Origin of the sequence: Clostridium sp. 'White wine YQ', from assembly GCF_028728205.1 — a bacterium.
GTDB lineage: Bacteria > Bacillota > Clostridia > Clostridiales > Clostridiaceae > Clostridium_T.
Window position 1 is genome coordinate 87,395 of record NZ_JAQYUU010000007.1, and the last position, 26,588, is coordinate 113,982.

26 protein-coding genes and 5 tRNA genes are annotated in these 26,588 nt (G+C 29.1%); 6 read left to right on the forward strand and 25 right to left on the reverse strand.

What is annotated here, in order from left to right; all coding sequences use genetic code 11:
* Positions 1-22 precede the first annotated feature (22 nt).
* Positions 23-1,357 carry an ABC transporter substrate-binding protein gene (locus PTZ02_RS16205; RefSeq protein WP_274228830.1) on the reverse strand — a complete coding sequence of 445 codons (1,335 nt, stop codon included), beginning with the start codon at positions 1,355-1,357 and terminating at the stop codon, positions 23-25.
* A gap of 226 nt (positions 1,358-1,583) precedes the next feature.
* Here PTZ02_RS16205 and PTZ02_RS16210 point away from each other — a divergent pair, with 226 nt between their 5' ends.
* Both PTZ02_RS16210 and PTZ02_RS16215 read left to right on the forward strand, forming a co-directional pair.
* A complete protein-coding gene (locus PTZ02_RS16210; RefSeq protein WP_274228831.1) occupies positions 1,584-3,404 on the forward strand; it encodes a sensor histidine kinase in 1,821 nt (606 codons plus the stop codon).
* A 28-nt stretch (positions 3,405-3,432) separates the two neighbouring features.
* Entirely contained in the window at positions 3,433-5,028 is a 1,596-nt protein-coding gene (locus PTZ02_RS16215) for a response regulator (RefSeq protein WP_274228832.1), read from the forward strand.
* A 31-nt stretch (positions 5,029-5,059) separates the two neighbouring features.
* Here PTZ02_RS16215 and PTZ02_RS16220 read toward each other — a convergent pair whose 3' ends face one another.
* Positions 5,060-6,130, reverse strand: a complete 1,071-nt coding sequence (locus tag PTZ02_RS16220; RefSeq protein ID WP_202768838.1) for a mannose-1-phosphate guanylyltransferase — start codon at positions 6,128-6,130, stop codon at positions 5,060-5,062.
* 172 nt (positions 6,131-6,302) lie between these two features.
* Between PTZ02_RS16220 and hydE the strand changes: the two genes are divergently transcribed.
* The gene (hydE, locus tag PTZ02_RS16225) at positions 6,303-7,355 is read left to right on the forward strand and encodes a [FeFe] hydrogenase H-cluster radical SAM maturase HydE (RefSeq protein WP_274228833.1); all 1,053 of its coding nucleotides are present in this window, start codon (positions 6,303-6,305) and stop codon (positions 7,353-7,355) included.
* 43 nt (positions 7,356-7,398) lie between these two features.
* Here the strand turns inward: hydE and PTZ02_RS16230 are convergent, their stop codons facing one another.
* From PTZ02_RS16230 to PTZ02_RS16270, 9 genes are all read right to left on the reverse strand, one after another.
* On the reverse strand, positions 7,399-8,031 hold the full coding sequence (locus PTZ02_RS16230) for a hypothetical protein (protein ID WP_274228834.1): 633 nt from the start codon (positions 8,029-8,031) through the stop codon (positions 7,399-7,401).
* Between the two features lie 122 nt (positions 8,032-8,153).
* Positions 8,154-9,371: an MFS transporter gene (locus tag PTZ02_RS16235; protein WP_274228835.1), complete on the reverse strand. Its 1,218-nt coding sequence runs from the start codon at positions 9,369-9,371 to the stop codon at positions 8,154-8,156.
* A gap of 200 nt (positions 9,372-9,571) precedes the next feature.
* Complete coding sequence (locus PTZ02_RS16240; RefSeq protein ID WP_274228836.1) at positions 9,572-9,730, reverse strand: hypothetical protein; 159 nt, start codon at positions 9,728-9,730, stop codon at positions 9,572-9,574.
* Positions 9,731-9,803: 73 nt separating this feature from the next.
* Positions 9,804-10,952, reverse strand: coding sequence for an ABC transporter permease (locus PTZ02_RS16245; RefSeq protein WP_274228837.1), 1,149 nt, complete (start codon positions 10,950-10,952; stop codon positions 9,804-9,806).
* On the reverse strand, positions 10,949-12,079 hold the full coding sequence (locus PTZ02_RS16250; RefSeq protein ID WP_274228838.1) for an ABC transporter permease: 1,131 nt from the start codon (positions 12,077-12,079) through the stop codon (positions 10,949-10,951). Before PTZ02_RS16250 ends, PTZ02_RS16245 begins: the two co-directional genes overlap by 4 nt.
* 10 nt (positions 12,080-12,089) lie before the next feature.
* Positions 12,090-13,025, reverse strand: coding sequence for an ABC transporter ATP-binding protein (locus PTZ02_RS16255; protein ID WP_274228839.1), 936 nt, complete (start codon positions 13,023-13,025; stop codon positions 12,090-12,092).
* Positions 13,026-13,122: 97 nt separating this feature from the next.
* Positions 13,123-13,743, reverse strand: a complete 621-nt coding sequence (locus tag PTZ02_RS16260) for a response regulator transcription factor (RefSeq protein WP_274228840.1) — start codon at positions 13,741-13,743, stop codon at positions 13,123-13,125.
* Positions 13,744-13,775: 32 nt separating this feature from the next.
* Positions 13,776-14,672, reverse strand: a complete 897-nt coding sequence (locus tag PTZ02_RS16265) for a sensor histidine kinase (protein ID WP_274228841.1) — start codon at positions 14,670-14,672, stop codon at positions 13,776-13,778.
* Between the two features lie 326 nt (positions 14,673-14,998).
* Positions 14,999-15,721: a DUF3298 and DUF4163 domain-containing protein gene (locus PTZ02_RS16270; RefSeq protein ID WP_274228842.1), complete on the reverse strand. Its 723-nt coding sequence runs from the start codon at positions 15,719-15,721 to the stop codon at positions 14,999-15,001.
* A 189-nt stretch (positions 15,722-15,910) separates the two neighbouring features.
* On the opposite strand from PTZ02_RS16270, the gene PTZ02_RS16275 reads away from it, so the two are divergent.
* On the forward strand, positions 15,911-16,810 hold the full coding sequence (locus PTZ02_RS16275) for a polysaccharide deacetylase family protein (protein ID WP_274228843.1): 900 nt from the start codon (positions 15,911-15,913) through the stop codon (positions 16,808-16,810).
* Between the two features lie 41 nt (positions 16,811-16,851).
* On the opposite strand, the gene PTZ02_RS16280 is transcribed toward PTZ02_RS16275, so the two are convergent.
* From PTZ02_RS16280 to PTZ02_RS16335, 12 genes are all read right to left on the reverse strand, one after another.
* Entirely contained in the window at positions 16,852-17,235 is a 384-nt protein-coding gene (locus PTZ02_RS16280; RefSeq protein WP_274228844.1) for a response regulator, read from the reverse strand.
* Positions 17,216-18,199 (reverse strand): sensor histidine kinase, encoded by a 984-nt coding sequence (locus PTZ02_RS16285; RefSeq protein WP_274228845.1) that lies wholly within the window; start codon positions 18,197-18,199, stop codon positions 17,216-17,218. Before PTZ02_RS16285 ends, PTZ02_RS16280 begins: the two co-directional genes overlap by 20 nt.
* 169 nt (positions 18,200-18,368) lie before the next feature.
* Positions 18,369-18,686 carry a PTS lactose/cellobiose transporter subunit IIA gene (locus PTZ02_RS16290; RefSeq protein WP_202768852.1) on the reverse strand — a complete coding sequence of 106 codons (318 nt, stop codon included), beginning with the start codon at positions 18,684-18,686 and terminating at the stop codon, positions 18,369-18,371.
* Between the two features lie 21 nt (positions 18,687-18,707).
* Positions 18,708-19,598: an ROK family protein gene (locus PTZ02_RS16295; protein WP_274228846.1), complete on the reverse strand. Its 891-nt coding sequence runs from the start codon at positions 19,596-19,598 to the stop codon at positions 18,708-18,710.
* 32 nt (positions 19,599-19,630) lie between these two features.
* Positions 19,631-20,947: a PTS sugar transporter subunit IIC gene (locus PTZ02_RS16300; RefSeq protein WP_274228847.1), complete on the reverse strand. Its 1,317-nt coding sequence runs from the start codon at positions 20,945-20,947 to the stop codon at positions 19,631-19,633.
* A 78-nt stretch (positions 20,948-21,025) separates the two neighbouring features.
* Positions 21,026-21,325 (reverse strand): PTS sugar transporter subunit IIB, encoded by a 300-nt coding sequence (locus PTZ02_RS16305; RefSeq protein WP_274228848.1) that lies wholly within the window; start codon positions 21,323-21,325, stop codon positions 21,026-21,028.
* Positions 21,326-21,352: 27 nt separating this feature from the next.
* Complete coding sequence (locus PTZ02_RS16310) at positions 21,353-22,789, reverse strand: glycoside hydrolase family 1 protein (protein WP_274228849.1); 1,437 nt, start codon at positions 22,787-22,789, stop codon at positions 21,353-21,355.
* Between the two features lie 138 nt (positions 22,790-22,927).
* On the reverse strand, positions 22,928-23,665 hold the full coding sequence (locus PTZ02_RS16315; RefSeq protein ID WP_274228850.1) for a MurR/RpiR family transcriptional regulator: 738 nt from the start codon (positions 23,663-23,665) through the stop codon (positions 22,928-22,930).
* Between the two features lie 208 nt (positions 23,666-23,873).
* Positions 23,874-23,949 (reverse strand) — tRNA-Lys (locus PTZ02_RS16320).
* A 6-nt stretch (positions 23,950-23,955) separates the two neighbouring features.
* Positions 23,956-24,029 (reverse strand) — tRNA-Gly (locus PTZ02_RS16325).
* A gap of 88 nt (positions 24,030-24,117) precedes the next feature.
* A tRNA-Gln gene (locus PTZ02_RS16330) sits at positions 24,118-24,192 on the reverse strand.
* A 102-nt stretch (positions 24,193-24,294) separates the two neighbouring features.
* Positions 24,295-24,981, reverse strand: a complete 687-nt coding sequence (locus tag PTZ02_RS16335) for a hypothetical protein (RefSeq protein ID WP_274228851.1) — start codon at positions 24,979-24,981, stop codon at positions 24,295-24,297.
* 174 nt (positions 24,982-25,155) lie between these two features.
* Here PTZ02_RS16335 and PTZ02_RS16340 point away from each other — a divergent pair, with 174 nt between their 5' ends.
* Positions 25,156-25,563, forward strand: a complete 408-nt coding sequence (locus tag PTZ02_RS16340) for an HNH endonuclease (protein WP_274228852.1) — start codon at positions 25,156-25,158, stop codon at positions 25,561-25,563.
* 73 nt (positions 25,564-25,636) lie between these two features.
* Here the strand turns inward: PTZ02_RS16340 and PTZ02_RS16345 are convergent.
* A tRNA-Gly gene (locus tag PTZ02_RS16345) sits at positions 25,637-25,711 on the reverse strand.
* 5 nt (positions 25,712-25,716) lie between these two features.
* A tRNA-Leu gene (locus PTZ02_RS16350) sits at positions 25,717-25,800 on the reverse strand.
* A gap of 492 nt (positions 25,801-26,292) precedes the next feature.
* Here PTZ02_RS16350 and PTZ02_RS16355 point away from each other — a divergent pair.
* Positions 26,293-26,556 carry a hypothetical protein gene (locus PTZ02_RS16355; protein WP_274228853.1) on the forward strand — a complete coding sequence of 88 codons (264 nt, stop codon included), beginning with the start codon at positions 26,293-26,295 and terminating at the stop codon, positions 26,554-26,556.
* Positions 26,557-26,588: the final 32 nt, after the last annotated feature.

Consider the following 26,588-nt stretch of genomic DNA (forward strand, 5'->3'; position numbering starts at 1 on the left):
CCCTTCATTTTTTAACTTACACCTATTTATTATTTTTTTCTTTAGTTACTTCCTGATCCATTTGCGATAAAAAATTGTCCGGTGATATAATTCCTGCAGCTAATTCATAGGACAACTCTTCACTTACTGTCTTAAAATCCGGCGTCATACTATCATGCCAGGATGTTCCACTTATAGAAGTTGAATTGCTTAATATTTTTGCTAGTTCTTTCTGAAGTGGAGACTCTTTAAAGTCTATTTCGCCTTGATATCTTTGGGCAGGAACAATTAATCCCATTTCCAATCCATTTTTTGACCAATTATCAGCTCTCATCATATACTCTAGTAACTTCATAGCTTCATCTTTTACTGCAGATTTAGCTGAAATTGCATATCCACCTCCATTCCATGCTATCAAGCCTTTCTCTTCAGTATCATTTTTCTGAGGAAACTTAATAGCAGTTATATTCTTCTTGAATCTATCTGAAAGGGCAGGATTATTATACATTCCTAATTCCCAAGATCCCATATAATACATAGCAGCCTTCTCTTGAGTAAATAAATTCATTGATAAGTTATAATCTTCTGATGTGGATAGGTTTATATCTCCATTTGCCTTCAAAAGTTCTTGTAAATCTTCAGCCGCTTTTTTTAATATTTCATTTCCTGAAAACTTCACTTCACCATTAATTGCTTTATAAATAAGCGTTTGATTATTTCCTTCCATTAGGACAAGTTCTTGATATAATAAGGCCATTGGCCATTTATCTTTCATATTCATAGCTATTGGATTAATGCCTGAATTTCTTAATTTTCTACATGAATCTATTAGTTCCTCATAATTACCTGGGATTGGAAGATTCAATTTACTAAACACATCTTTATTACAATATAAGACCATATAATCTGTACTTTTGGGAATTCCATAAAGCTTATCATTCATCTTAAAACCTTTTAAAGAATCTTCACTAAAATTATTTTCATAAAAGTAGTCTAAGTTTAACTCTGCTGCATATCCCCCTTGCATTACAGGATTAAAAAAGGATGGTTGTCCCCAAACAAAAAATATATCAGGTAACTCATTACATATAGCATACGCTTTAAATCGCTGTTTATATGGTTCGTCTTGGTATGCTTCAACCTCAACTTTCACATTTGGATTTTCCTGCATATATCTATCTATAAGTATTTGCTCTAATTTTCCTTGTCCTGATGTTCTCTCAGGTAGATTGGAAAGAAATTTAATAGTTACTTCTTTACTTTCTTTTAACTTGTAATCTGATTTTTCTCTGTTATTTTCACATCCAACGAAACTAATAATGCCAACGAAAATAAATAAGATTATATACTTAAATTTAAATCCAATTAATCTTTTCATATATGTATTCTCCCTACTTAAATTAGTAGTCTTTTAAAAGCTATCAAGTTTCTCTGACATTTATACTGCTAGAGTAATTATATAAACCTTTTCATTTAAATAATAGTATTCAAATTTATGAAAATGGTCTCATTTTTTAGAAGTTTATATTTTACCTCTTGTGGAAATATTTGAAATTTATTATTCTTTAATATAAAATTAATTTATATCTACTCGGAGGCTTTTTATGTCTATGTTAAAACGTATATGTAGAAATTTTAATAAAATTTATATAAATATGACCCTTAAAAATAAATTGATTATATTTTTTATGACTATTATTTCTTTTATCTCACTAATTTTAGGGGGATATTCATATTTAGTATCATCAAAGTCTCTAAAGGAACAAATGACTTCAGTTAATGTTAAAGATATAAAGCAAATAGGTTCTAATATAGATTTTCTGCAAAAAGATGTAATCGATTTATCAACTTTTATATGCTTAAATCCACTTGTCCAATCTTATGTAAAAACTGAAGAAGTTTCTAATGATAATCAAAACTTCACAAAGTATGGATTGGAACCATTAAATATACTCCTTGCTTCAAAAGACTATATTAGTTTTATGGCTATTTATGGTGATCTTGGAGCAAATTATTACTTAAGCAAAGATGGAAGTACAGGTCTAAAGCCCTATGACAAGTTTAAAGAAGACGATATATATAATCTTGCACATAAGATGAAGGGACAACCTGTTTGGTTTAAACTCAAAAGTGGAGATACTCCTTTTATATCTGATAATAAAAACAATAAAATTGCTATGGTTAGAACAATAATAGATACAAACACCCTTAAGGAATGTGGTCTTATGGTTATTTGTATTAATTCTTCAACCATAGAGAATATGTATGCTCAAGAATTAAAGGTTTCTTCAAACAGTGTTTTAATTTTAGATAGCAATAATAACTTAATTGCTCTAAATGACCCTTATAATGTAATGGATAGCCCAGAAAGCTTAAACTCTATTATTCCATATATCAAATCCGCTTCTGGATATAATACTGTAAAACTTAAAGGTTCTAATTATATAGCTACTTTTGATAATATTACAAATAGCAATTGGAAGATAATTTCCCTTACACCGGAAAAAGAGATCTTTAAAAATCTACACTCAATTATGGAGCTTACTTTTGGAGTAATTTTAGGATGCTTTATTATATCTTTTTTACTTTCAATATTTTTATCAACAAGATTAACTCTTCCATTAAAGGAATTATTAGCTTCAATGAGATTAGTTAAGAAAGGGAATTTCAAGGAAAAGGTTACCTTTAAGTATAAGGATGAATTTGGAATGTTAGTTTTGGAATATAATGACATGATTGATAATATACAAACGTTAATTAACAGTGTATATAAATTGCAGCTTAAGGAAAAGGAAGCAGAACTTAAGGCCTTGCAAGCTCAGATTAATCCTCATTTTTTATACAATACCTTAGACATGATTTTCTGGAAAGCTGAAAAATCTAAGCAAACTGAAATAAGTGATATGGTATATGCTCTTTCAAAACTATTTAGAATAACTTTAAGCAATGGCAGAGAATTTATTTCAGTAAAAGAAGAAGCTGACTTTATTGAAAACTATCTTCTGCTTCAAGGAAAAAGATACAGAGACAAGTTAAAATATAAAATCAATTTTTCTGATAAAATTCTTAATTACTCAATACCTAAGCTTATTATTCAACCGTTTGTTGAAAATTCAATAATACATGGTACTGAAGAAGATAATGATAGAAGTCTTATTATTATTTCTGGCGAATTAGTAGAAGATTTTATAGTATTTCAAATAATTGATAATGGTAAAGGTATGGATAATAAAACTATAAACAATTTATTAAGCCTTGAGAGAATTGATGAATTAAGTACAAAAAATGGTTATGCAATAAGAAATGTTAATCAACGTTTATCACTTTATTATGGTGATAACTATACTTTAATTATAACAAGCGAACTTAATTTAGGTACCACTGTTACAATTTCCATCCCACTCAACAAGAGTATTAATAAATAGTATATTTTATATAAGAGAGGTTTAATTTATGTACAAGTTATTCTTAGCTGACGATGAGATAGATTTAATTGATGGAATAAAGTCTTTAATATCCTGGGAAGATTATGATATAGAAGTAGTTGGAGAGGCTGATAATGGATTAGATGCATTGGATAGCATTATTAGCCTTAAGCCCGATATAATTATTATGGATATAAAAATGCCAAAAATGACTGGTCTAGAGGTTCTTGAAGAACTAACTAAAATAAAAATAAAATCAAAATGCATAATCTTAAGTGGATATGATGATTTTTCTTTTGCTAAAAAGGCTATTGAATTAAGTGCGTCAAATTATCTTTTAAAACCCTGTAAGCCATCTGAAATATTAGATGTTGTTTTGAATGTAAAGAAAACATTAGATTTTGAACGTTCAAAAGAAGCGCTGTTAAACGAAAACATCTTAACCCTTAAGGAAAAGTTATTTACAGAACTTATACTAGGTAATCACAATTATTCAAGCGAAAGTCTGCTATCAAAACTTAACCTGTATAATATTCAAAATGATTTTAATTATATTTTAGTACCAGTTATATCTTTAGATTATTCCTCAATGATTTATGATATCTATAATGAAATAGATATCAACTCAATTAAAATTTCTATTAAAAATTTGATTTATAGTAGTCTAAGTAGTCTATTTACCATTGAATCATTGGATTATAAGGAATATATAGTACTAATTTTATTTATATCTGATAACTGCTACTCTTATGAGAAAATTAAACAATCATTACTAAGCTTAAAAGACTCTATAAAGGCTAACCTTGGTTTCACAATAAGCATTGGAATAGGTGACCCTGTTACTGATTTAAAAGAAATTGATAAATGTTATAAAGAATCTTACCTTGCTATTAATTCAAAATTCTATTTAGGTGATGACATATTAATTTCTATCCATGACGTAAAAGACTCAGAATCAAAACAAAGTTTCTACCCTGTTGAAGAAGAACTAGCTATAATAAATGCCTTGAGAACTGGTGATAACTTAATTATTGACAAGTATATTGAATCTTTTTATTATTCATTATCAAAAGGTGGATTTCCTTTAAAAAATTATTTACAAGGGTCAACCTTATCACTATTAGGTAGCATTTATAAGTTTTGTATAGAAAATGATATTAATATTGACTTCGCCTCCACTAAAGATTTTTCACCTTTTCATAGAATATTAAAATGCCAAACCATAAATGAAATTAAGGATCAGGTAAAGTTAATCATAGATAAAATATTTAATGAATTTAATAAAAATCATAAAAACAATTCTTTAGTATCTGCTGCCATGAATTATATAATTAATAACTATAATAAAGATATATCTTTAGAAACTACTGCTAAGGTTATATATATAACCCCAACCTATCTCAGTCAATTATTTAAATTAGAAACAGGAGTAAATTTCTTAGAATTTCTTCACAGTTATAGAATTGAAAAATCTAAGGAACTCCTAAAAAACCGCACATTAAAAAATTATCAAGTGGCAAAGCTAGTTGGTTATAGTAATGAAAAGCACTTTTCTAAAACTTTCAAAAAATATACCGGCTTAACGCCTAAACAATTTAGAGAAAGTATATCAAATTTCATATAAGCAAAAGCCTTAGGCTTTCACCTAAGGCTTTTTACAAATACCTTTTTAAGTTCTCTTTTTCTCCTATGGTATTAAATAAATGCTTTATTTCTTGATCTCTGCTTTTATCCATTACTAGTATTACATCACCAGCATCTACTATTACTAAATCTTTAATTCCAAACCCAATTATAAGGTTTTTATCATTTCCAAATACTGAACAATTTTCGCATTCCTCGAGAAAAACCCCATTAGTTATTGAGTTAGAATTTTGGTTATTAAGAAATCTACTCAGTGCTCCAAAGCTCCCTATATCATCCCAGAAGAACTCACCTTTTATCACATAGGCTCTTCTAGTTTTCTGCATTACTCCAAAATCTATTGATATTCCATCGATAAGTTTATATTGCTCCTTTATTACCTCTTCTTCATTTTCTTCTCCTAAACTTTTATATATTTCCATAAGAGATTTATACATTTTAGGAATATATTTTTCTATTTCTCTTAGTATTACATCCGCTCTAAATATAAACATCCCAGAGTTCCATAGATAAGTTCCCTTAATTAAAAAATCCTTTGCTACCTCCAAGTTTGGTTTTTCAGTAAATCTAGCTACTTTATATGATGGAAAATTTCCTCCTATTCTCTCACCCATCTCTATATATCCGTATCCAGTCTCTGGTCTAGTTGGATCAATTCCTAAGGTTACTATACCTCTTCTTCTTTCTGCAATCTCTACTGCCTGCTCCAAAGTCTCAATATAGTTTTTTTCACCCTCAATATGATGATCTGATGGAAGAACTATCATAAGAGCATCCTTATCTTTTTTAAGGAGTTTAACGGCTGAAAGACCTATACAAGTGGCAGTTTCTTTATTTTCAGGTTCAAAAAATATATTTTCTTCCTTAAACCCTTCTAATTCCTCCCTTATTTTTGGGAGATAGTCCTTATTGGTCACTATATAAACATTGTCTTTTTCCACTAGTGGGTTTATTCTATCAACAGTATTTTGTAAGAAGCTTTTGCTATTAACTACTTTAAGAAACTGCTTTGGATTTGCTCCTCTTGAAAGGGGGTAAAGCCTTGTCCCTTTTCCTCCGGCTAATATTAATGCGTATAACAATGCCTTCACTCCATAAATTGTTATATAGTATTTTATGAAAAGCGTATTTTTTTTGTGATAAATTTCCATTTAGAATAAAAATAAGATAAATATTCTTTTTTAATGTAAAATAATATAGTATAATTTCTATAGTCTTTATTTTTAGATAATTTTTTTCCATTAGGAGGAATTTATGAATACAATTGACTTAATTAACAAAGGTAAGGAAACCCATATCCTTAGCAAAGAAGAAATACTTGAAATACTAAAAGATGATAGTATTAACGATGAATTATTTAAAGCTGCTGATGCTGTTAGACAAGAATACTTAGGTGACTATGTTCATTTAAGAGGATTATTAGAATTCACAAATATTTGTAAAAGAAATTGCCTTTACTGTGGTCTAAGAAGAGATAATAAAAATCTTAAGAGATATAGACTTTCTTATGAAGAAATAATGGATTTTGTTAATAAAGCTGTTCGCTATGGATATAAAACCATTGTACTTCAAGGCGGGGAAGATGATTATTTTACTGTTGAAAAAATGAAGAAAATAGTTTCTGATATTAAAGCTTTAGGAGTAGCTATTACTTTAAGTCTTGGTGAAAAAACTTTTGAAGAATACAAGGCGTTTAAAGAGGTTGGCGCAGATAGATACTTAATAAGAATTGAAACAACTGATAAAAAATTATATGAAGATATGGATCCTGGAATGAGCCATGAAGAAAGAAAAAGATGTCTTAGAGACTTAAGAGATCTAGGCTATGAAGTTGGCTCTGGGGCATTAGTAGGTCTTCCTGGACAAACCTTGGAATCTTTAGCTGATGATATCCTGTTCTTTAAGGAATTAGATGCTGATATGATTGGTATAGGACCATTTATCCCTAATGAAGATACACCTTTAGCTAATGAGAAAGGTGGAGATTTCACTCTAGCCTTAAAAATGATGGCCTTAGTTAGATTAGTTCTTCCTGACATTAACATACCTGCCACTACTGCTATGGAATCTCTGAATAAGGATGGTAGAGTTATAGCATTACAATCTGGTGCAAATGTTGTTATGCCAAATGTAACTGAAGGAGAATATAGAGCACTATACGCTCTTTATCCAGGAAAGATATGTATTAGTGATACCCCTGCTCACTGCAGAGGATGTATTACTGGCAAGGTTACTCGATTAGGTAGAAAAATATCTGATGGTCCTGGCTTTAGAGGTAACGGAACAAGTCCAAAAGTTAGAAGTTAAATAAAATGAACCTGTAATGCTTAATATTACAGGTTCTCTTTTCTTATATATAAATACTATTATCTTTAAATTTCTTTTCTGCTATCTCAGTTACAGATTTATTTATTTTGAGCTTAATTTTATGTGCACTGGATTCCTCATTTATTAATAATAAATAAACAACATAATCTTCAGCTTCTTCTTTTTGAATTATTTTTATTTCATCCCATCGTATTAACTCACCATCACTTAATAACAAGCCTTCACTAATCATTTGGATATTATATTTCTTATACATTACATAACTGAATATAACTATGCTAAGTACTAATATAGATGTAATATTAAGTGCTATTGTTGTTATATCACTAAAAGAAACTAACTTTGGAAGTAATCCATTTTGTTGTCTAATATTAATAATCTCTATTACACCTATTAAAATTATTATAGTAGTTAAGCCTATTATTTCATCCATTGATATTATGCGTACAAATGTAGTTATAATATTTGTATATTTTTTTCTAGCTAAAATTGGCCTTATAATTTTCAAATATGAAATATATATTACTGCAAGCATACATCCTAATACAAAGGTTACATTTAACTTTAAAACTTCTGAAATAGCAAGATCTACTAGTAATACCATGGCCAATATATTTTGTGTTGTTCTTTCTTCTAGTTTTAAAATATAATTCATAATAACTCCCCTTACCAATTTACTATATATGTAAATTATATAGTTTTTTTGAAGAAAAATTCATGATACTACTAACTTTTTATAGAAATTGCCTCAAGAAAAAATATTTCTTGAGGCTATGATTAACAATTTCCTAATTTTCTTAAATCTTCACTATCTTCTATAACTTTGTACTTTCTTAATTTTAAAAGTATAAATGCTATTGCAGGAATATACATCCCCCCAACTATTCCAAAGGTCATTGTAAAACCAATCTTATCTGCTATAAACCCGAATAAAGGGAAAATACAAATCATGAATAAACTAAAGCATAAGCTATCCACCGAAAGTATTGTTGCTCTATACTCTGATGGTATTCTTGAATTAATGCAATCACTTAAAATCGTATATGCTAATCCCCCAGCTATAGAAGTTAATAAAAAGAAAACTACCGATAGGTTCTTCCATACTGCAAGACCAAATAGTGCTATTATATTTACCATAGATACTCCAATTATTATCCCTTTAATTTTAAAGAAATTCTCAATCTTATATGCATATTTTGAGAATATTGCTTCAACCAAACTGCCTAGTGCACAAATTAATGCTATAGATGTTTTAGTATAATCTAAATCCTCAAAATACTTTTGACAATAAAAGAATACGGTTGTTTGAAGACTTCCTATCAAAGCAGAAAATAAAATTAAGTATAAAACTACTTTTCTTACTTTCAATACTTTAACACTCGTGATTAATTGTCCAATTAATACATTATTTTCTTTACATCTATTCTCAGTAGTAACTTCGGTAAATCCAAAGGTTATTATTAAGGCTATGATTTCTACCGTTAACCCTAAAATATATGCATATATAAAACTTAAATCTGCGAGTATTCCTCCTAGTAGCACTGCTATTCCCTGGGCAATTGACATAAAAAATGCAAGTTTCCCCCATACTAGCTTATATGTTTCTTCTTTATTAAGCCCTTTTAAACTGTCATATACTAATGCCTCTGCGGAACCTGAATTTAAATTTTTAGCTGCTGCACAAAATAAAAATGCTATTGTAAATCCTAAAAAACTATTAGCTGTTATCATTAGAATACTTGATATAATTTGAAGAATTCTGCCAAGTATTAAGGTAAATCTCTTCCCATATAAATCTGCAATTGCTCCAGTTGGTAACTCAAATAATAAGCTAGTAATATGATAAATTGATTCTATTAACCCTATCTGAACCAATGACATTCCCTTAAATGCAAGATATAGTACCCAAATTGCTGATGTTACATTTAATTGTATTAAAAAACTATAAACATAGCTTATTGATATATTTTTATTTAAACTTTTCTTCATATTCATTGATATACACTCCTTCAAAAATCATTTAATTCAAATAAAAATAAGCCCCTGTCCTTGTTTTAATTCAAAATCAAAGACATAATAAGGCTTATATGAAAAAGTGTATCCAATATAAATAAAGTACTTATTCTTATATAAAAAGACTCAAGATATTTACCTTGAGTCTAAACTTCTTAAATAATAACTAATTTAACAAAATATTATTTATTAGAGCCAAGATTATATATATAATTAGTACTTATTCTAAAAGTGGACGCACTTCTCCCGTAGAAGTCCAAAATTGCACTTTTCATTACTGAGCTGCTATATTTCCACTGTTTATTTATTTTAAACTTTACAGTACCAATTATATTAGTCATAATCTACCCTCCTTATAAAATAATATATTTATTATATTAAACATCTAATCCCCTGTCAATGAATTACAACTTATTACTCTCCCACTAGACTCATTTCTTTATTAGAATATTTTATTTTATATGCTGCAATTACTAAAAATGTCACTATAAATGCTATAAGAGTTACTATATTTATTAAAATATCTTTAAAATCTCCTATTCCATTTTGATATTTCTCCAATATATCCATAACCCAGCTTTGAGGAAATACATAAGATATGCTCCTTATATTCTGTGGAATCCATTCAACTGGAACAAAACATCCACTTATCATGCAACTTACGTTTATTAACAAATTACTCACAAGCCCAGATATTTTATCATCTTTTATTGCTATTCCCATCATTGTTGTAAATGCTATAGCAACTAATGAAATTAATAATAGAGCAAATAGTAGCATTGGCATTGGAACCCCTGTAGCTATTTTAAACACCCATTTCATAAAAAATACAGTCAGCAACATTTGTATCAATAGTATCGACAAATTTGCTAGTATATTTGCTCCAATGAATTTTAACGGAGTTACTGGTGAAGCAAATATCCTACTATAGCAATTACTCCTTTTTTCTTCTAGCATAATATCAGACGTAGCGCTAGCCCTTATCATCATAAAGAATATCAATATTCCAACAGACATTTGAGTTACTTGAAAATCATATTTTTTGTCTTCTAAATTATACTGGTTAACACTAATGACTTTATTACCACTCTCAGCCATAATATTATAGTAGGCTTCTTTAATTCCTTTAGCTCCTTGGGCCATTTCTGATAGTGTTCCTGATTTATCGTTTATACTAGACTTTAATGAATTTTTTAAACTGCTATCACTACCCATAATTATTGATATCTTATTATCTGTACCCTTTAGTATTGCATCTTCAAATCCTTTAGGAATTATATATGCTCCATCTATTTCTCTATTTTTTATCTTTTGCTCTAATTCACTTTCATTTTCAAAATACGTAATATTTCCTTTATTAACTTTGGTCCCCTCAATAACATATTTTGAGCTTGTAGTTTTATCTAAATCTATAACACCATAATTTAAAGTCCCACCCATTGATGAAAATAATTTTATAAATGCAAGGGTTGCTGCAACTGGAATTAGTAACTGTGCAATTATTAACTTTGAATTAAATATTAGCTTCAGATTTTTTCTTACTAGATAAAAAAATTCACTCATGATAACTTCTCCTCTCCCTTGATCTTTAAATAAGAAATTAGGATTAATATTAATGTTAGAGTTAAATTAATTACAACTGATGTTGGGATTTTGCTATAATCGCCACCATAAATCATGTTTATTATTGATCTATTTGCCCATCTAAGTGGTGAAAACTTTGTGATTATATCAAATACAAAGGGGATGTTATCACCAAAATAAACATATCCTCCACCTAAAAAAGTTAATGCTGGAATAACTACAGCCTGAAGCATTGTATTTGCTACTCTTTCCTCTTTAAATAAGAAACCAAAAGTTACTCCTAAGGCTGCTGCGAAAATATTTAATGTTATAAAAATGGTAAACAATGTTACTAAATCCGTCCCATAATAAATTCCTATTATCTCCTTAAGTATGATAAATGGAACTGTCATTAATACCATATTAAATATAGTCATACTTAAGATTCTAGAAATAATATATTGAAGCTTTGATACTCCAGCAAGAAATATTCTTCCTTCTGTCCCATTTCTTCTTTGAGTGTTTATTATTCCTAATGAAAACAAGCTTATATACATAATTATCATGGTGAATTCTGCTACTCCATAGTAATCATACGAAGTCATTTCTCTTTTTAACTCTATCTTCTTAAAATCTGTAAAGTCTTTTTGAACTTCACTAAAATCAATATCTCGAATGGCCTCTGGATTTATTTTCTCAATAGAATACATTACATTAAATTTATCTGCAATTGTATTTAAAACTCCATAAACAATTTCAGTTGAAACACTTCCATTATTATTTCTATAAACTTTTACTTCTTTATCAGTAAAACTTATTGCTAGCGAATCATAATTTTTTCTAATTTTTTCATTGGCCTCATTTATATCTTGTACTTTTTCCATATCAAAATCTATTTTTCCCTGCAATGACTTAAACACATCAAAAAATTGAGTACTTACTTCTTTTCCATCTGAAACATAATATACTTTGACTTTTTCCATTTCATAATTAGAATAGAATACATTTTTCAATACAAATCCTAACACTAAAGTTAGTACTATTGGATAAAACAAAATTGTTATGATATACTTACTTGATTTATTTGCTAGAATATCATATTTAATTATTGCAAATATCTTTCTCATGATATCACCTCTAATCTCTTAAATTTCTTCCTGTTAAATTTAAAAATACAGTCTCAAGGTTAATATCTGTATATCCTATATTTCTAATTTTTACTTCTTTGGCAGTTAGGTAATCAATAATTAAATTAAGATTACTCACTTCTCTGAGAGAATTTATATTTAGAACCTCATCCTTAATAATTAAACTTTTTACACCTTTTATATTTAGAATTTCTTCCTTATCAATTTTTTTAATATCTGAAATCTCAACTTCTAAGTTTTGAGTATCTGAAACCATTGTAATTAACTCTTCTTGAGTTCCCTCTGCTATTATCTTTCCTTTATCCATTATGGCAATCCTATTACATAAATTTTCAACCTCCTCCATGTAGTGAGAAGTATATATAACAGTACATCCATTTTTATTTAATTTTTTTACTGATTCTAATATATGATTTCTAGACTGAGGATCTATTCCTACCGTAGGTTCATCCATAATTACAAACTCAGGCTTATGAACTATTCCACATGCTATATTAAGTCTTCTCATCATTCCACCTGAGAAATTTTTAGCTTTATTCTTTCTATGCTCTAAAAGTCCAGTAAACTCTAAAGCATATTCTACTGCTTCATTTAATGCTTTTCCTTTAATTCCATATATTGATCCAAAGAATTTAATATTTTCTTCTGCTGATAATTCTCTATATATTGCTAAGTTTTGAGGTACTATTCCTATTTTCTTTTTTATTTCCTTCTCATGTCTTTTTTGATCTTTTCCGAAGATCTGTATTTCTCCGCCATTACTCTTTAGAAGACCTATAATTATATTTATGGTTGTACTCTTTCCTGCACCATTAGGTCCTAATAGTCCAAATACTTCCCCCTCCTCTACCGATAGTGAAATATTATCTACTGCTAGAAAATTGCCATATCTCTTTTCTAAATTGTTTATATTTAAAATCTTCATTATATTCCCTCCTCTAACTTATATTTTAAGTATAATAAAAAACCTTCTACTTTCTTAGGGTAGAAGGTCACAACTTATATATGACTTTTGTCATTATTTAAATACTTCCTTTTATATAATATATAGCAATTTGAGTTCTATGACTCAAATCCGTCTTATCTAGAATACTGCTAATATAATTCTTCACTGTTCCTTCAGATATAAAGAGTTTCGCAGCTACCTCTTTGTTTGATAAGCCTTCAGAAATAGCTTCCATTATTTGAAGTTCCCTTTCTGTAAATAATTCTTTATTTATAGTTGTTTTCTTCTCTAATGAATCTTTTAGCTTTTCTATTATTTCACTACCATATACATGATTACCTGCAGCAACCATCTTTATTGATTGTATTATATCTTTTGGCGGCGTGCTCTTAAGCAAATAGCCTGAAGCTCCATTTTTAATACCCTCTCTTATATATTCATCTTCATCAAAGGTAGTTAATATGATAATCTTAGTTTTTTTATTTTTAACTAATTCTTTTGTAGCTTCTACTCCATTCATTATCGGCATTCTAACATCTAGTAATACAATATCTATTTCATTACTGCTGCATATTTCTATAGCCTTTAAAGCATTATCACAGGTACCTACTACTTCAATATTGTTATCCATCTTTAGAATAATTTTCAGACTTTCTCTTATTAACTCATCATCATCAACAATTAATAACCGTATCATATTATCTCTCCCCAACTCACTTTTTTTACTATTTATATAGGCATTAATATAACTATAGAAAATCCACTAGATCCATCTAAAGTTATATTACCTCCTAACTCCTGAACTCTTTGCTCCATACCAGCAATCCCTAAACCTTTTGTAATTATACTTGATCCAACACCATTATCTTTCAGTTCCACCTTCAGCATTTTATTCATTACATGAATATTAACCCAAAAATCCTTTGCTTTAGAATACTTTATTGTATTAGTTAATGCCTCTTTTGTATTATCAATTATTACTTTCCATTGGTTATAGTTAATGTTGTTAAGTTCCCCTTTAAAGTTTATATATCCATTTATTGAAGAATGTTTGAGTGATCTATCTACTTCTAACTTAAGTCTATTAATTCCTAACTCCTCTTTCAAAGGCTTTATATTTCTCAATGTTATCCTTATATCTTCAATACCATTTCTTAGTACAGAAATAGTTCCTTCTAGTAACTTTTTAGATGCTTCCGTATCCTCTTCAATTATACTTTTAGCCGCCTCTAATTGCATTAGACTTCCTGCCACTACATGTCCAATTTTATCATGCATCTGTTGAGATATTTTATTTCGCTCTTCAAGTTGAGTTGTATATAAAATTTGTTCTTCAAAATCCTTAGAATTCTCTACTAATTTATTGTAGTAAGTTAAGTTTTTTCTAAGTTCTCTATTTTCCTTTTCTAAGCTATCTGTCTTCTCAAAATAACTTTTAATTATGCTTAAAGAGGTATATGTAATAAATAGAAGAAGATAGAATAAAAACTTATTCTCGTTTGTAATTACTATCCCTAAAATACTTATTAAAACCATTGACCCATACTTAACTAATTCATTAAATTCAAATAATTCAGAGATAATTTGTGAACCAAGAATCATAAAGATTGGATTAATTTTATACAATACATAAATTACCATTACTTCAAAAATTAAAAATAATATTTTTAATATTTGCCTATCTAAAAGATAAAAACCTATTGAGATACAGAAATAAATTAACAAATAAAAGATAATTATTCTGTTAAATTGCTCTTTATTAAAGTTTATACTAATAATCAATGCATATAATGCAACTAACACCCTAAAAAAAATCGAAGAATAATCAAAAGTTTTAATATTTCCCCCCTCCTCCTTATGCGTAACTTTGCTCTTGTTATTATTATACTTGAATTCTTACAATAAGTGGATATCATAAATAAAAAAGTCACAGAAACCCATGACTTTCTCGCTTATTTTAATCCATCTTTTAAAAGCTCATAAGGAATATTGAATGTAGGTATTCCGTATACATAGGGCGCTATATCATATAACTGAAAATATACTTCAATTCCTTTTTGTCCTATTGTAAACCTTTGATCATCACTTATTCCCTTAAATGCCTTACCTTCTTCAAAGAAGTTATCCTTATCTTTTTGTATCTGATTGGCTATTTCATTATTTATAACCTTCTTGTAATCATATCCTTCTATAAACAAATCTTTTAATTCAATTGATTTCTTGTCTTTTATATTGAAATTGTAAGTTTTTCTTGTAGTAATTCCATGTGCTCCCCCAGTATACTGATAAAAATCTATATAATAACTTAAATATGGACATCTGTTTAATGTTATTTTATAATTGCTTGCAACCTCAAAAGGCCTAATCTCAGATAAATTATTTTTTTTCATATCTTCCTTATATTTTACAGATAAATCTTTTAAATCAGATATCCACACTTCAATATCATTGTTTAAATCATTATTAATGCTGCTAATAAATTCATTTTTCTCATCTATTAAATATGGATACTTTAATTCCCCTTTTATCATATCTTCATCTACTTTTTTAAACTCCTCTCTAAATTTAACAACCTGACATCCTGGAGAATTATCCACAGTTTTTTCCACAGCACTTACTTTAATACAACTTAACATAAACAGACAAATTATGCTAATTACTCCTATTTTCTTCATTTTTCTACCTCCTCAAAAATATTATTAACATATTATTTGTTTCTATTTGTCTATTATTAACATACTAATCAACAACTTATACACATATAATCCACAGTTTTTGTGTATAACTAATAATATCTTTATAAACTTTATTTAATACGCATTACTTGCTATAATATTATTATGTAAAACTAAGGGGGATACACTATGAAAAACAAGCGACGCATTTTAAAAGTTATTATTGTATTATTAATAATCGATGTTGCATTATGTGCTTACGGAATCGTAAATTTAAATAATTCAAAAAAATCTTCTATAGCTACTCTTTCAGATAATGCTAATACAACTGCCAAAACAACTAAAGATACAACAATAACTTCTCCAGCAAAAGAAGAACCTGTAAAAGAGGAACCTGTAAAAAAAGATCGATTTGAAGGGAAAAAATTAGTTGTTCCTAAGGAAATTCCTGTTTTATGCTATCACGCTTTTGGTGATGATAAGTCAGACTTATTCGTAACTGCAGCAAAGTTTAGAGAACAACTAGAATATTTAAAAAATAATGGCTATTTTACATTAACCATTGATGAATTTAGTGATTATATTTTAAATAAAAAACCTGTTCCTGAGAAGTCAGTTTTAATCACTATTGATGACGGTTATCTTAACAATTACCAAGTAGCATATCCTATTTTAAAAGAACTAGGTATGAATGCAACTATTTTTATAATAACTTCTGGGGTAGGTGACAATGGTTATTATATGAACTCTGCTCAGTTAGTTGAAATGTCTCAGAATGGTATTGACATTGGTTCTCATACTACAAACCATCAAGAACTTGACAAACTTAGTTATGCTGAACAGCTAAAAATAGCGAAAGACTCTAAAGCTGATTTAGAAAAAATTATAGGAAAACCAATTAACACTTTTTGTTATCCATTTGGTAAATATAATCAAGATACTAAAAAGGCAGCAAAAGATGCTGGATACTCTATATCCTTTAATCTTTCTGGCGGAACAGCAGATTTGGGTGATAACCCTGAAAATATTGATAGAACTGCAGTTCTTGGAAAATATGACATGAATAAATTTATTTCATTATTAAAATAAAAAATATAAGAGGATAAAAAGATTGCTATCTTTTTATCCTCTTATTGATTATATCTTTTAATTTCTTCTATTATTTTTGTTGTTTTATCCAAAATAAAATCAGGATCAAAAGGTTTAGTTATATATAAATCTATATTATACATTTCGGCTCTTCTTATGTCAGTTTCAGACCCTTTAGCTGTAAGTAATATCACTCTCATATTATCATACTCTTTATGTGAATGTACAATCTCTAAAACTTCATATCCATCATATTCCGGCATCATCACGTCAAGAAAAACAATCTCTGGATTTTCTTCTGAAATTGCATGTAAAGCTTCTTCTCCATTACTAGCAAAAAATAACTCAATTCCTTCTATATCCTCCAATGTTTGTTCCATTAGCATTCTAATAGGAAGTTCATCATCAGCTACTAATACTTTCATTTCCTAATGCATCTCCTTTATATATGGGTAAAGTAAAATAGAAACGACTTCCTTTTCCTTCTTGGCTAGTCACTCCAATAGTTCCCCCTTGAAGTTCTACAAGATTTCTACTTATATATAACCCTAAGCCAGTGCCTTTGGGTTTATTTCCATCTCCATTTTCAACTTGTTTAAATTTCTCAAATATAACGCCTAAATATTTTTCATCAATTCCAACCCCATTATCAATTACACTAACCTCTATAAATTCATCATTAAGCTGCTTTACCTTTACATTAATTTTTCCACCCACCGGCGTGAACTTAAGGCTATTACTTATAAGATTAATAATTATTTGTAAAATTTTCTCTTCATCTCCCCAGACATTTTGAATCCCTACTTCTATGTCCTCTTCTACTTCTATTTCTTTTTCTTGAGCTAGGGAGTAGGTAGCTAATATACCTTTTACTATCGTTTGTCCTATAACTAAGGACTCTCTTCTTAGAATCTCATTTCCCGATTCAATTTTTGTAATATCTAAAATATTTTCTATCATAGAAGAAAGTCTTTCTGCTTCTGTAATAATAATATCTAGATTTACTTTTATTAGTTCCTTATTATAATAAATTTTTTCATCTAAAGATTCATTTTTTTCTAATTCAGGAACTATGAATTTCAAAAATTTTTTTCTTATAATCTTTGTAAATCCTAGTATAGATGTAAGAGGAGTTCTCAATTCGTGAGATATTAATGATAGAAAATCATTTTTAATGTTATCTAGCTTCTTGTATTTTTCCTCTTCGTATAAGTACTTTTCATGTAATAAATTTATCTCTCTAATTAACTTTTCATTTTCTCGCTGTAATCTTCTTATCCCTTTTAATAAATATAACATAATAAAAATTATAAATACACACATCAAAAGTGTGATTAGTGTATTTAATCCATTATTAATTTTTATATTTAAAGCGTCTAATAGCATCATATATACCATCCTATTAACCTTACTTTTATTTATATAAAATTATATACCCTACTATATTTATCGTAATAATAGTTTAAAACTTAAAAGTTATCCTGAACTTTAAAATATTATAAATTTCTAAAAAGTAAAAAAAATCCAACCTAAGGTTGGATTTTTTATGCTAAGTATATTATTTATTTTCCTTTAAATCATTATACATTTCAATCATTTCTTTAACTAATTCTTTAATAGTCTCTGCACTTAGCATTTGGTCTTCTGCATGCATTAATATTAGAGAAAACTCTACTTTTTCACCTGATGCTTCTTTTTGTATTAATTCAGCATGAGAGTGATGGGCTTCAACCATATATCCATCTGCTTCTTTTAATTTTTCGGCAGCTAATTCTTTATTTCCACCTCTAACTTCTCTTAATGCCTCAACAGCTAATGACTTAGCCATACCAACATTACTTATAATATTAAATGCAATTAATTCCATTGGATCCATATTTATTACCTCTTTTCCTAATTATTTTATAACTTTTAAATGATGATATAATGCTCCGATTAATCCTGCGTCATTTTTTAGTAAACAAGCTTCTACTTTGATTCTATGTCCAAGATCACTTAGTCCAGTAACTCTCCAACTTAATTCGTTAATCAAGTCTTCTCTTTGACTTACTGCTCCACCTATCAATATCTTGTCTGGATTTAAAACATAATATAAATTATGAATTCCAACTGCTAAATGATCATAAAATTTATTTATTTCCAGCTTAGCAATAGGATCTCCATTTTCCATAGCGTTAAATACATCTATTCCTGTCACTTTTTCTAATGGAAGTTTTTTAGCCTTTGCATATTCTTCTCTAAGGCTTAGTATTGCACCTGATCTACTTAATGTACATTCTGAAGGAACATTATTGTTTATTCCATGAGTGATCATATAACCAAATTCTCCAGCCATATATGTAGCACCTCTATAAAGATCCCCATTTAAGAAACATGCTCCACCTATACCTGTACCAATTGTCATACATAAGAAATTATCATCTTCCTTTGCGCTACCCTTCCACTTCTCTGCTAAAGCTACGCAATTTACATCATTCTCACCAGAAACAGGAATATTCAATTCCTTTTCTATATATTCCTTTATATTAAAATCATTAAAGTCTGGAATAGCTCCTCCCACTTCGATATATCCTGTAAAGCAATTAACAAAACCAGGGATGCTTAACGCAATCCCTGATATTTGTATATTCTTAAATTCATTATAAATTCTTATAATATTGTCTAATATTGCCTTACCATTAAATCTATCAGTAGGAGTTTTACCTTTTTCTAAGATTTCCCCTTCTTCAGTAAGTAAACCATACTTTAGATCGGTTCCACCTATATCAAAGCACAAATAATTTTTCAATGGTATCTCCCCCTGAAGCTATTTAATAATTATTAAGCTTGAGCTTGTTGTTCTCTTTCAGCAGTCTTATTAGCTGCTATAACGAATGGAGTGTAAACAAGTGTAGCTGCTGCTAAACATACTAGACCTACTAATAATGCTACCCAGTTTCCGCCTGTTCCTAAGAATGCTATTAATGGTCCTGGAGTAGTCCATGGAACTCCATAAGCAATTGGTGGAATAAGTCCAGCTTGAATTGCTGAGTAACCAATAATTATATTTATAACTGGTGCTAATACGAATGGTATTATTAATATTGGATTTAATACAACTGGTAAACCAAATATGATTGGTTCGTTGATGTTGAATAATCCTGGTGCAACTGATAATTTAATAATATCTTTGTAATCAGCTCTCTTAGAGAAAATGAATACTGCTATTATTAAACCTAAAGTACATCCTGATCCACCATAGTTAGCGAATGCATCGTTAACTGCCCATGTAGCATGGAATGGTGCTCCCCAAGCTGTTCCATTATCATTAACCCATTTTAAGTTTGCTTGGTTTGCTTCAGCAAATAATGGGTCTCTGATTGCAGCAACTGTATTTGGTCCATGAATACCTAAGATCCATAAGAAGTTAGATACTAATGCAAATACAATTATAGAACCAACGTTATTACTTAAAGCTGTTAATGGTTGTTGTAATACTTTATAAATTAATGCGTGAATTCCATCTGGATATGCTCTTGTAATAGCATAGTTAACTACTGAGAATATAACAGTTACAATGATTATTGGAATTAAGATTACGAAAGCTCTTGCAACTGCTGGTGGTACTTCTGGTGGTAATTTTATCTTTAACTTTTCTGACATAGAAAGTCTAGTTACTATTTCACCAACTAAAAGACCAACTATTAAAGCAACGAATAAACCTTGTGGTCCTAAATATTGACTCTTTAGGTAACCAACACCTTCAATAGTTACAGAACCTGGATAAAGTATAAAGTATACTGATACAGCTGTTAAACCTGCTAATAAGTCATCACCCTTCATATTTAAAGAAAGGTTTCTACCTATAAGGAAAACTATCATAATTGCTAGTATATTAGTAGAACCGTTTAATACTGGTGATAATACTGCTTGAGCAGCACTTAAGTTAGGAAAAATATCTCCTAAATGAAGAATTTTAGCTATAAATCCGTCTGGTGCTAATATTGCGAAGTTAATTAATACTATAATTGAACCCGCCATTGTTATTGGAAATGTTAAAATAAATGCGTCACGCACTGCTATTACGTGTCTTTGAGCATTAAGTTTAGTAGCAACTGGAACTAATAATCTTTCCATTACTGCTTCTAGTTTATTCAAATTAATCCCCTCCATCAGTTTTGATTAAATTAATTTTTACCCAAATTAATTTTTACCCATTTTTTAAGATTTAACTTTTTAGATTTTTGTTAATGCACCTTCTAAAACAGCTTTTCCATTCATTGTTCCATATAATCTCATGTCAATTACTTCAACAGGAATTCTTCCCTTAACTAAAGCATCAACTTGAGGTTTTTGGAAACGAACTTGTGGTCCAAGAAGAACCATATCAACTTGATCTACAAGTTTGCTAGCTTCTGAAACTGGCAATGCTGTTATCTCTACTTCCACCCCCTTTTCTTTTGCAGCGTCTAACATTTTATTAACTAGTAGACTTGTGGACATACCTGCTGCGCATACAAGTAAAATCTTTTTCATATTAAGGACCCCTTTCAAATATGTTAATTATAATTGCTGCCCATTTGATTTGATAACATTACTGTACCATTCAAAACTTTTTTTCTTAATTCTTCTTAATTCTTTTTCATCATTTTCATCTCTATCAACATACACAAAACCATAACGTTTTTGATATCCGTTAAGCCAGCTTAATAGATCTGTAAATGACCAAGTACAGTAACCAATTAGTTCAACGCCATCTGTTATGGCACCTTGGCAAGCTTCAATATGCTTTTTTAAGTATTCTATTCTATAGTCATCGTTAATTACATCGTTTTCTTCTAATTTATCAAATTCACCTAATCCATTTTCTGTTATTAACATAGGTAATTTGTATCTATTTGAGATTCTTCTCATTCCTACTCTTAACCCTTGAGGATCTATTTCCCAATCCCAATTTGTTGCTTCTAGGAATTCATTTCTCTTTGTCTTAAATGCCCCTGGCACTCCACTTTCAGCTGTAGTTCCCTTTTTACCTGAGTTGTTCATTTGAACATCTCCAACTCCATCTAAAGGATTTAATTCTACTGTAGTTGTTCTATAGTAGTTAATTCCCATAAAGTCTGGTTTTCCAGCTTTAAGTATTTCTATATCACCTGGTTCGATAGTTGGTGTTACACCTTCTTTTTCTAAGATGTTCCATGCTATCTTAGGATATTCACCCCAAACGTATACATCTAGCCACCAATAATTTGTAAGTTCTTCTGCATTTTCTGCAGCTAGTACATCTTCTGGTTTTGGACTATGTGGATAAATTGGTGAAAAAGCAAAACTTGGACCAATTTTACCATCTGGAACGTATTTTCTAAATGAAGCTATTGCCTTAGCACTAGCTAAACTAGCAATATGATTTGCTTGATACATTCTCTTTCTATCCCTAACCTTAGGTGGGTGTAATTCTCTTTCATAACCATGAGTTATAAATACATTTTGTTCATTAAGTGTTACCCAGTATTTAACTCTGTCCCCAAATCTTTTATATAATGTTATACAATATTCATTGAAGTCATCAATTATTCTTCTTGACTCCCAACCACCATATTGATCTTGTAAGCCTTGTGGTATATCCCAATGATATATTGTAATTATAGGTTCTACTTTATGAGCTATTAATTCATTTATTAAGTTATCATAAAACTCTAAACCTTTTTCATTAACTTGTCCATTTCCTTCTGGATAGATACGACTCCAAGCTATTGAAAACCTATACGCTTTTAGGCCCATTTCAGCCATCAAAGCCACATCTTCTTTGTATCTGTGATAATTATCAACAGCTACATCTCCATTTGTGTTCATATAAGTTGTTCCGGGAATTCTAACGTATTTGTCCCAAACTGATGGGCCTTTACCATCTTCATTCCATGCTCCTTCTACTTGATAAGCTGCGGATGCCGATCCCCATAGGAAACCTTGTTGAAATTCATCAAGCTTTCTGTATATCATGCTATATCGCCTCCCCTCATAAACTATAGTATTCGTTTCCATAAAGTCTGTAAATAGTTTCGGGGCACTAAAAAACGTATATTGCTTCTTGTAAATTGTTACGTAAAAAAAACAAGTTGTTTTTATTGTTTCAGAATTCTATTTCTTCTCATTTTGAGCTAAGTTAAATACTCTCTTTGCCAAGGTTTCAATAATATACATTACTGGCAATTGTGTAGTTATATCATAATATTTATAAGTCTGATATTGTGCATAATAAGTTATAGTTATATCAGACATTTGTGCTAAAGTTGAGTTTTTACTATTTGTAATACTTATAATCTTCCAATTGTTGCTTTTTAATCTTGAAGCATGACTAATTATAGTTGGAGTTTCCCCTGAAACTGATAATACTATAGCCAAGCTTTTTTCCTTTACTTCTCCTGTTACTGGATAAAAAGGATCTGATATAGAAGATGATAATTTATTTAATGAAGAAAAGTAATGAGCTCCATAAGCTGCTATACCGCCTGAATTCCCTATGCCAATAAATAACACCTCAGCTGAATCATGTATTATATTACACGCTTTATTCAAAAGTTCATCAAAATCCTTTGATGATGCTCTATTTAAGAATTCCAAAAAAACGGTTTTATCGTCGTTTAAGATTTGTTTTTCTTGTTCCTCTAAAAACATCTTTAGTTTAACCTTAAATTCAGAAAATCCATTACAATCCATCTTTTTGCAAAATCTTAATATTGTAGTGGTGGATACATGTACCTCCTTTGCTAAATCCCTTATTCTCATATATATTACTTTTTCAGAATTTTTAACTACATAATTATATAGTAAAAACTCTAATTCATTTAAGCTTTGTATTTCTTCTGGACTAAACATCTCGTTTCACTCTCCACTTCTACTAAAAAAATGTCTTCATATATCAATTTTAACATATATTATATTTAATCCACAATTATTTGTTTTTTTTACTCCTTATAGATGCTATAGAGTTTAAGTTCAACTAATACTTTGTTCAGACTTTAACGAATTATAAGTTTCTATAGAGTAAAAAAAAGACCTCGAAATTAAATTTCGAGGTCTTTTTTGGTGCACCATCACGGGTTCGAACCGGGGACACCCTGATTAAGAGTCAGGTGCTCTACCAACTGAGCTAATGGTGCATATTATGGAGCGGGTGATGAGAATCGAACTCACGTAACTAGCTTGGAAGGCTAGGGCTCTACCATTGAGCTACACCCGCATTTTGAACACAAGAATCATTATATAATATACATTATGACTTGTCAACATCTATACAAATTTAATATATATATTTAATAAAAGTTATTTGGCTGGGGTAGTAGGATTCGAACCTACGAATAACGGAGTCAGAGTCCGTTGCCTTACCGCTTGGCGATACCCCAAAAATCAGTGCGTCTCTTACTTATCAAAGAAGTATTAGACGCACTTACAAATCTCATTATATTAATTGTGGTTTATATTGTCAATACTATAGGCTATTGCTATTATAAAATTTCTGTAAGCTTTCTTGAAAGTATTTTTTTCAATTTCTTTTCACATTCTGCATCTTCTGAAGCCATTAAGCATATCTTTCTAAATCCTTCTTGATCTATACCTAACTCCTTCTCAAACTTTTCCCCGATGCTTGTCATATTTGTGGTATCGATTACAAAATCAGCCAATTCTTTGGCACTTGTGAAAATTTTCAAATACAAAAACTCTGTATTATCTCCTAACCAGGTCTTATTAAAATCTCTAGTAAATTTCTTTAACTCTGTAAGAATTTCTTCATTAGAAAGGTCCCAACACTTTTTAACCATAGACAAATGTCTTTTCATATTATGTGCTTCTGTCTTGGATATTTTGTTATTTTTAATAGCTAGAGTAATTATCTCCTCTGTATACATATTAGATATATCTATTGAAGGCTTATCATTTCCTTTTCCGCAAAAAGCCCATTTATAAAAAGCCTCTTGTAAAAAGGAATACTCAATATAACCTACCAAAAACTTAATCGAAGGTATTGGCATCCAAAGATTTTCTATACCAGTATTTTTACAAAATATCAAACTATGAAGATAGACTGTCTTATTTGTGATTGGCTCTTCTAAGAACATGCGCCCCCTAAGTGTTTTACTTCGTGTTATTTGTTCTTTCCAGTAATCACTTGAATTGTAAGCTTGTCTCATCATACCACCCTCTTCTTACATTTATTTACATCTTAATTATACAGTATTTCTTACCCTATATCAAGTGAATCATAAATTTTTCTTCAATAAATTGGATTCCTTATACAATTGAACTTTTATGATTATTATCATATAATAATATTATAAAATACATTATTTTAAGGAGGAATAACATTATTGTATTATTGTGAGATTTGTGGTAAAAAAGCTGATATTCATCACATTATTCACAGAAGTCAAGGCGGACTAGATTTCCCACTAAATTATAAATATCTATGTCAAGAACATCATCGCGGCAAAAATGGACCTCATAAAAGTCCCGAAATAGATTTAAAATATAAGTTAGAACTCCAAAGTAAATTATTAACTTTACTTCATAAAAGATATTATACTACTCAGGAACTTTACTCTATGTTAGATATAACTAATAATTCACTTAAAAGATTAACTAAAAAAATGAAACTTTATAAAGAAGGTTATCTTACAGATGATTTAATTTTTTGTTTAATGGGTAATTACTTTTACACTTATGAAATGTTAGAAGATTTAAAATTAGAGCATTTGGTATTAAAACTATCATGGTAATTATAATAGTAATTAATCTGTAAATACAATTTAAATATAAAAAAAAGAACAGCTTAAATGCTGTTCTTTTTTTTGGAGCGGAAGACGGGATTCGAACCCGCAACTTTCACCTTGGCAAGGTGACACTCTACCATTGAGTCACTTCCGCATATTTGGTGCAGGTGAAGGGAGTCGAACCCCCACGCCGTAGGCGCTAGATCCTAAGTCTAGTGCGTCTGCCAATTCCGCCACACCTGCATCACATATAATATTATACAACTATTTTATATAAAAGCAATATATTTTTCACTTTATAGTAACATTAATAATATTCTATATCAAAATAGAAGAGGGGCATGTACGCCCCTCTTCTATTCAACTAAAATAAAGTTATCTTAAACTCTATTGATCAATACTTTTCTTTTGTGTCTCTAAATCTTTATATGCAATTGCATATACTTTTCATTTGTTTATTATTTTATCATCTTTAGTTTGCTTTTACTTTTGTATTTCATTTGATTTATCTTTCGCCTATTATTATTTTACATTTTTCTCTTTAAATCGTCAATTACTATTATCGTTTTTAATTAAATTTTATTCTTTTTTCATGTTTTGATATATTTACTTAATATTTCACCAAAAATCTTTTCTTTTTATTGCTAATTTTTTTCTAAAAAAATTAATTTTTGTTCATCAATTTAGATACTAAATAATATATTATATATGGTAAAAATTTAACAGGAGGTAAAAATGAATTTAGACGAACTATTATTAGCTGAAGCAAAACTAGCTTTAAAGGAAGTAAAGAAAAATTATACTTTTTTCTCAACAATAAATTTACTTGAACAAATTACCGGCACCCCTTTTTCTCCTTCTTACTCAGCTAGCAATGTAGGTTTTTCTGGTTTTTTAAGCATTTATCAAAAAGAACTTGGAATTAAGTATTGGGATACTCAGTTATCTGTTATCGATGAAAAAGATATCTATAATCCTATTTGGACTATAGATAATTAAATTCTTTAATGCACTATATATAGTTAAAATAA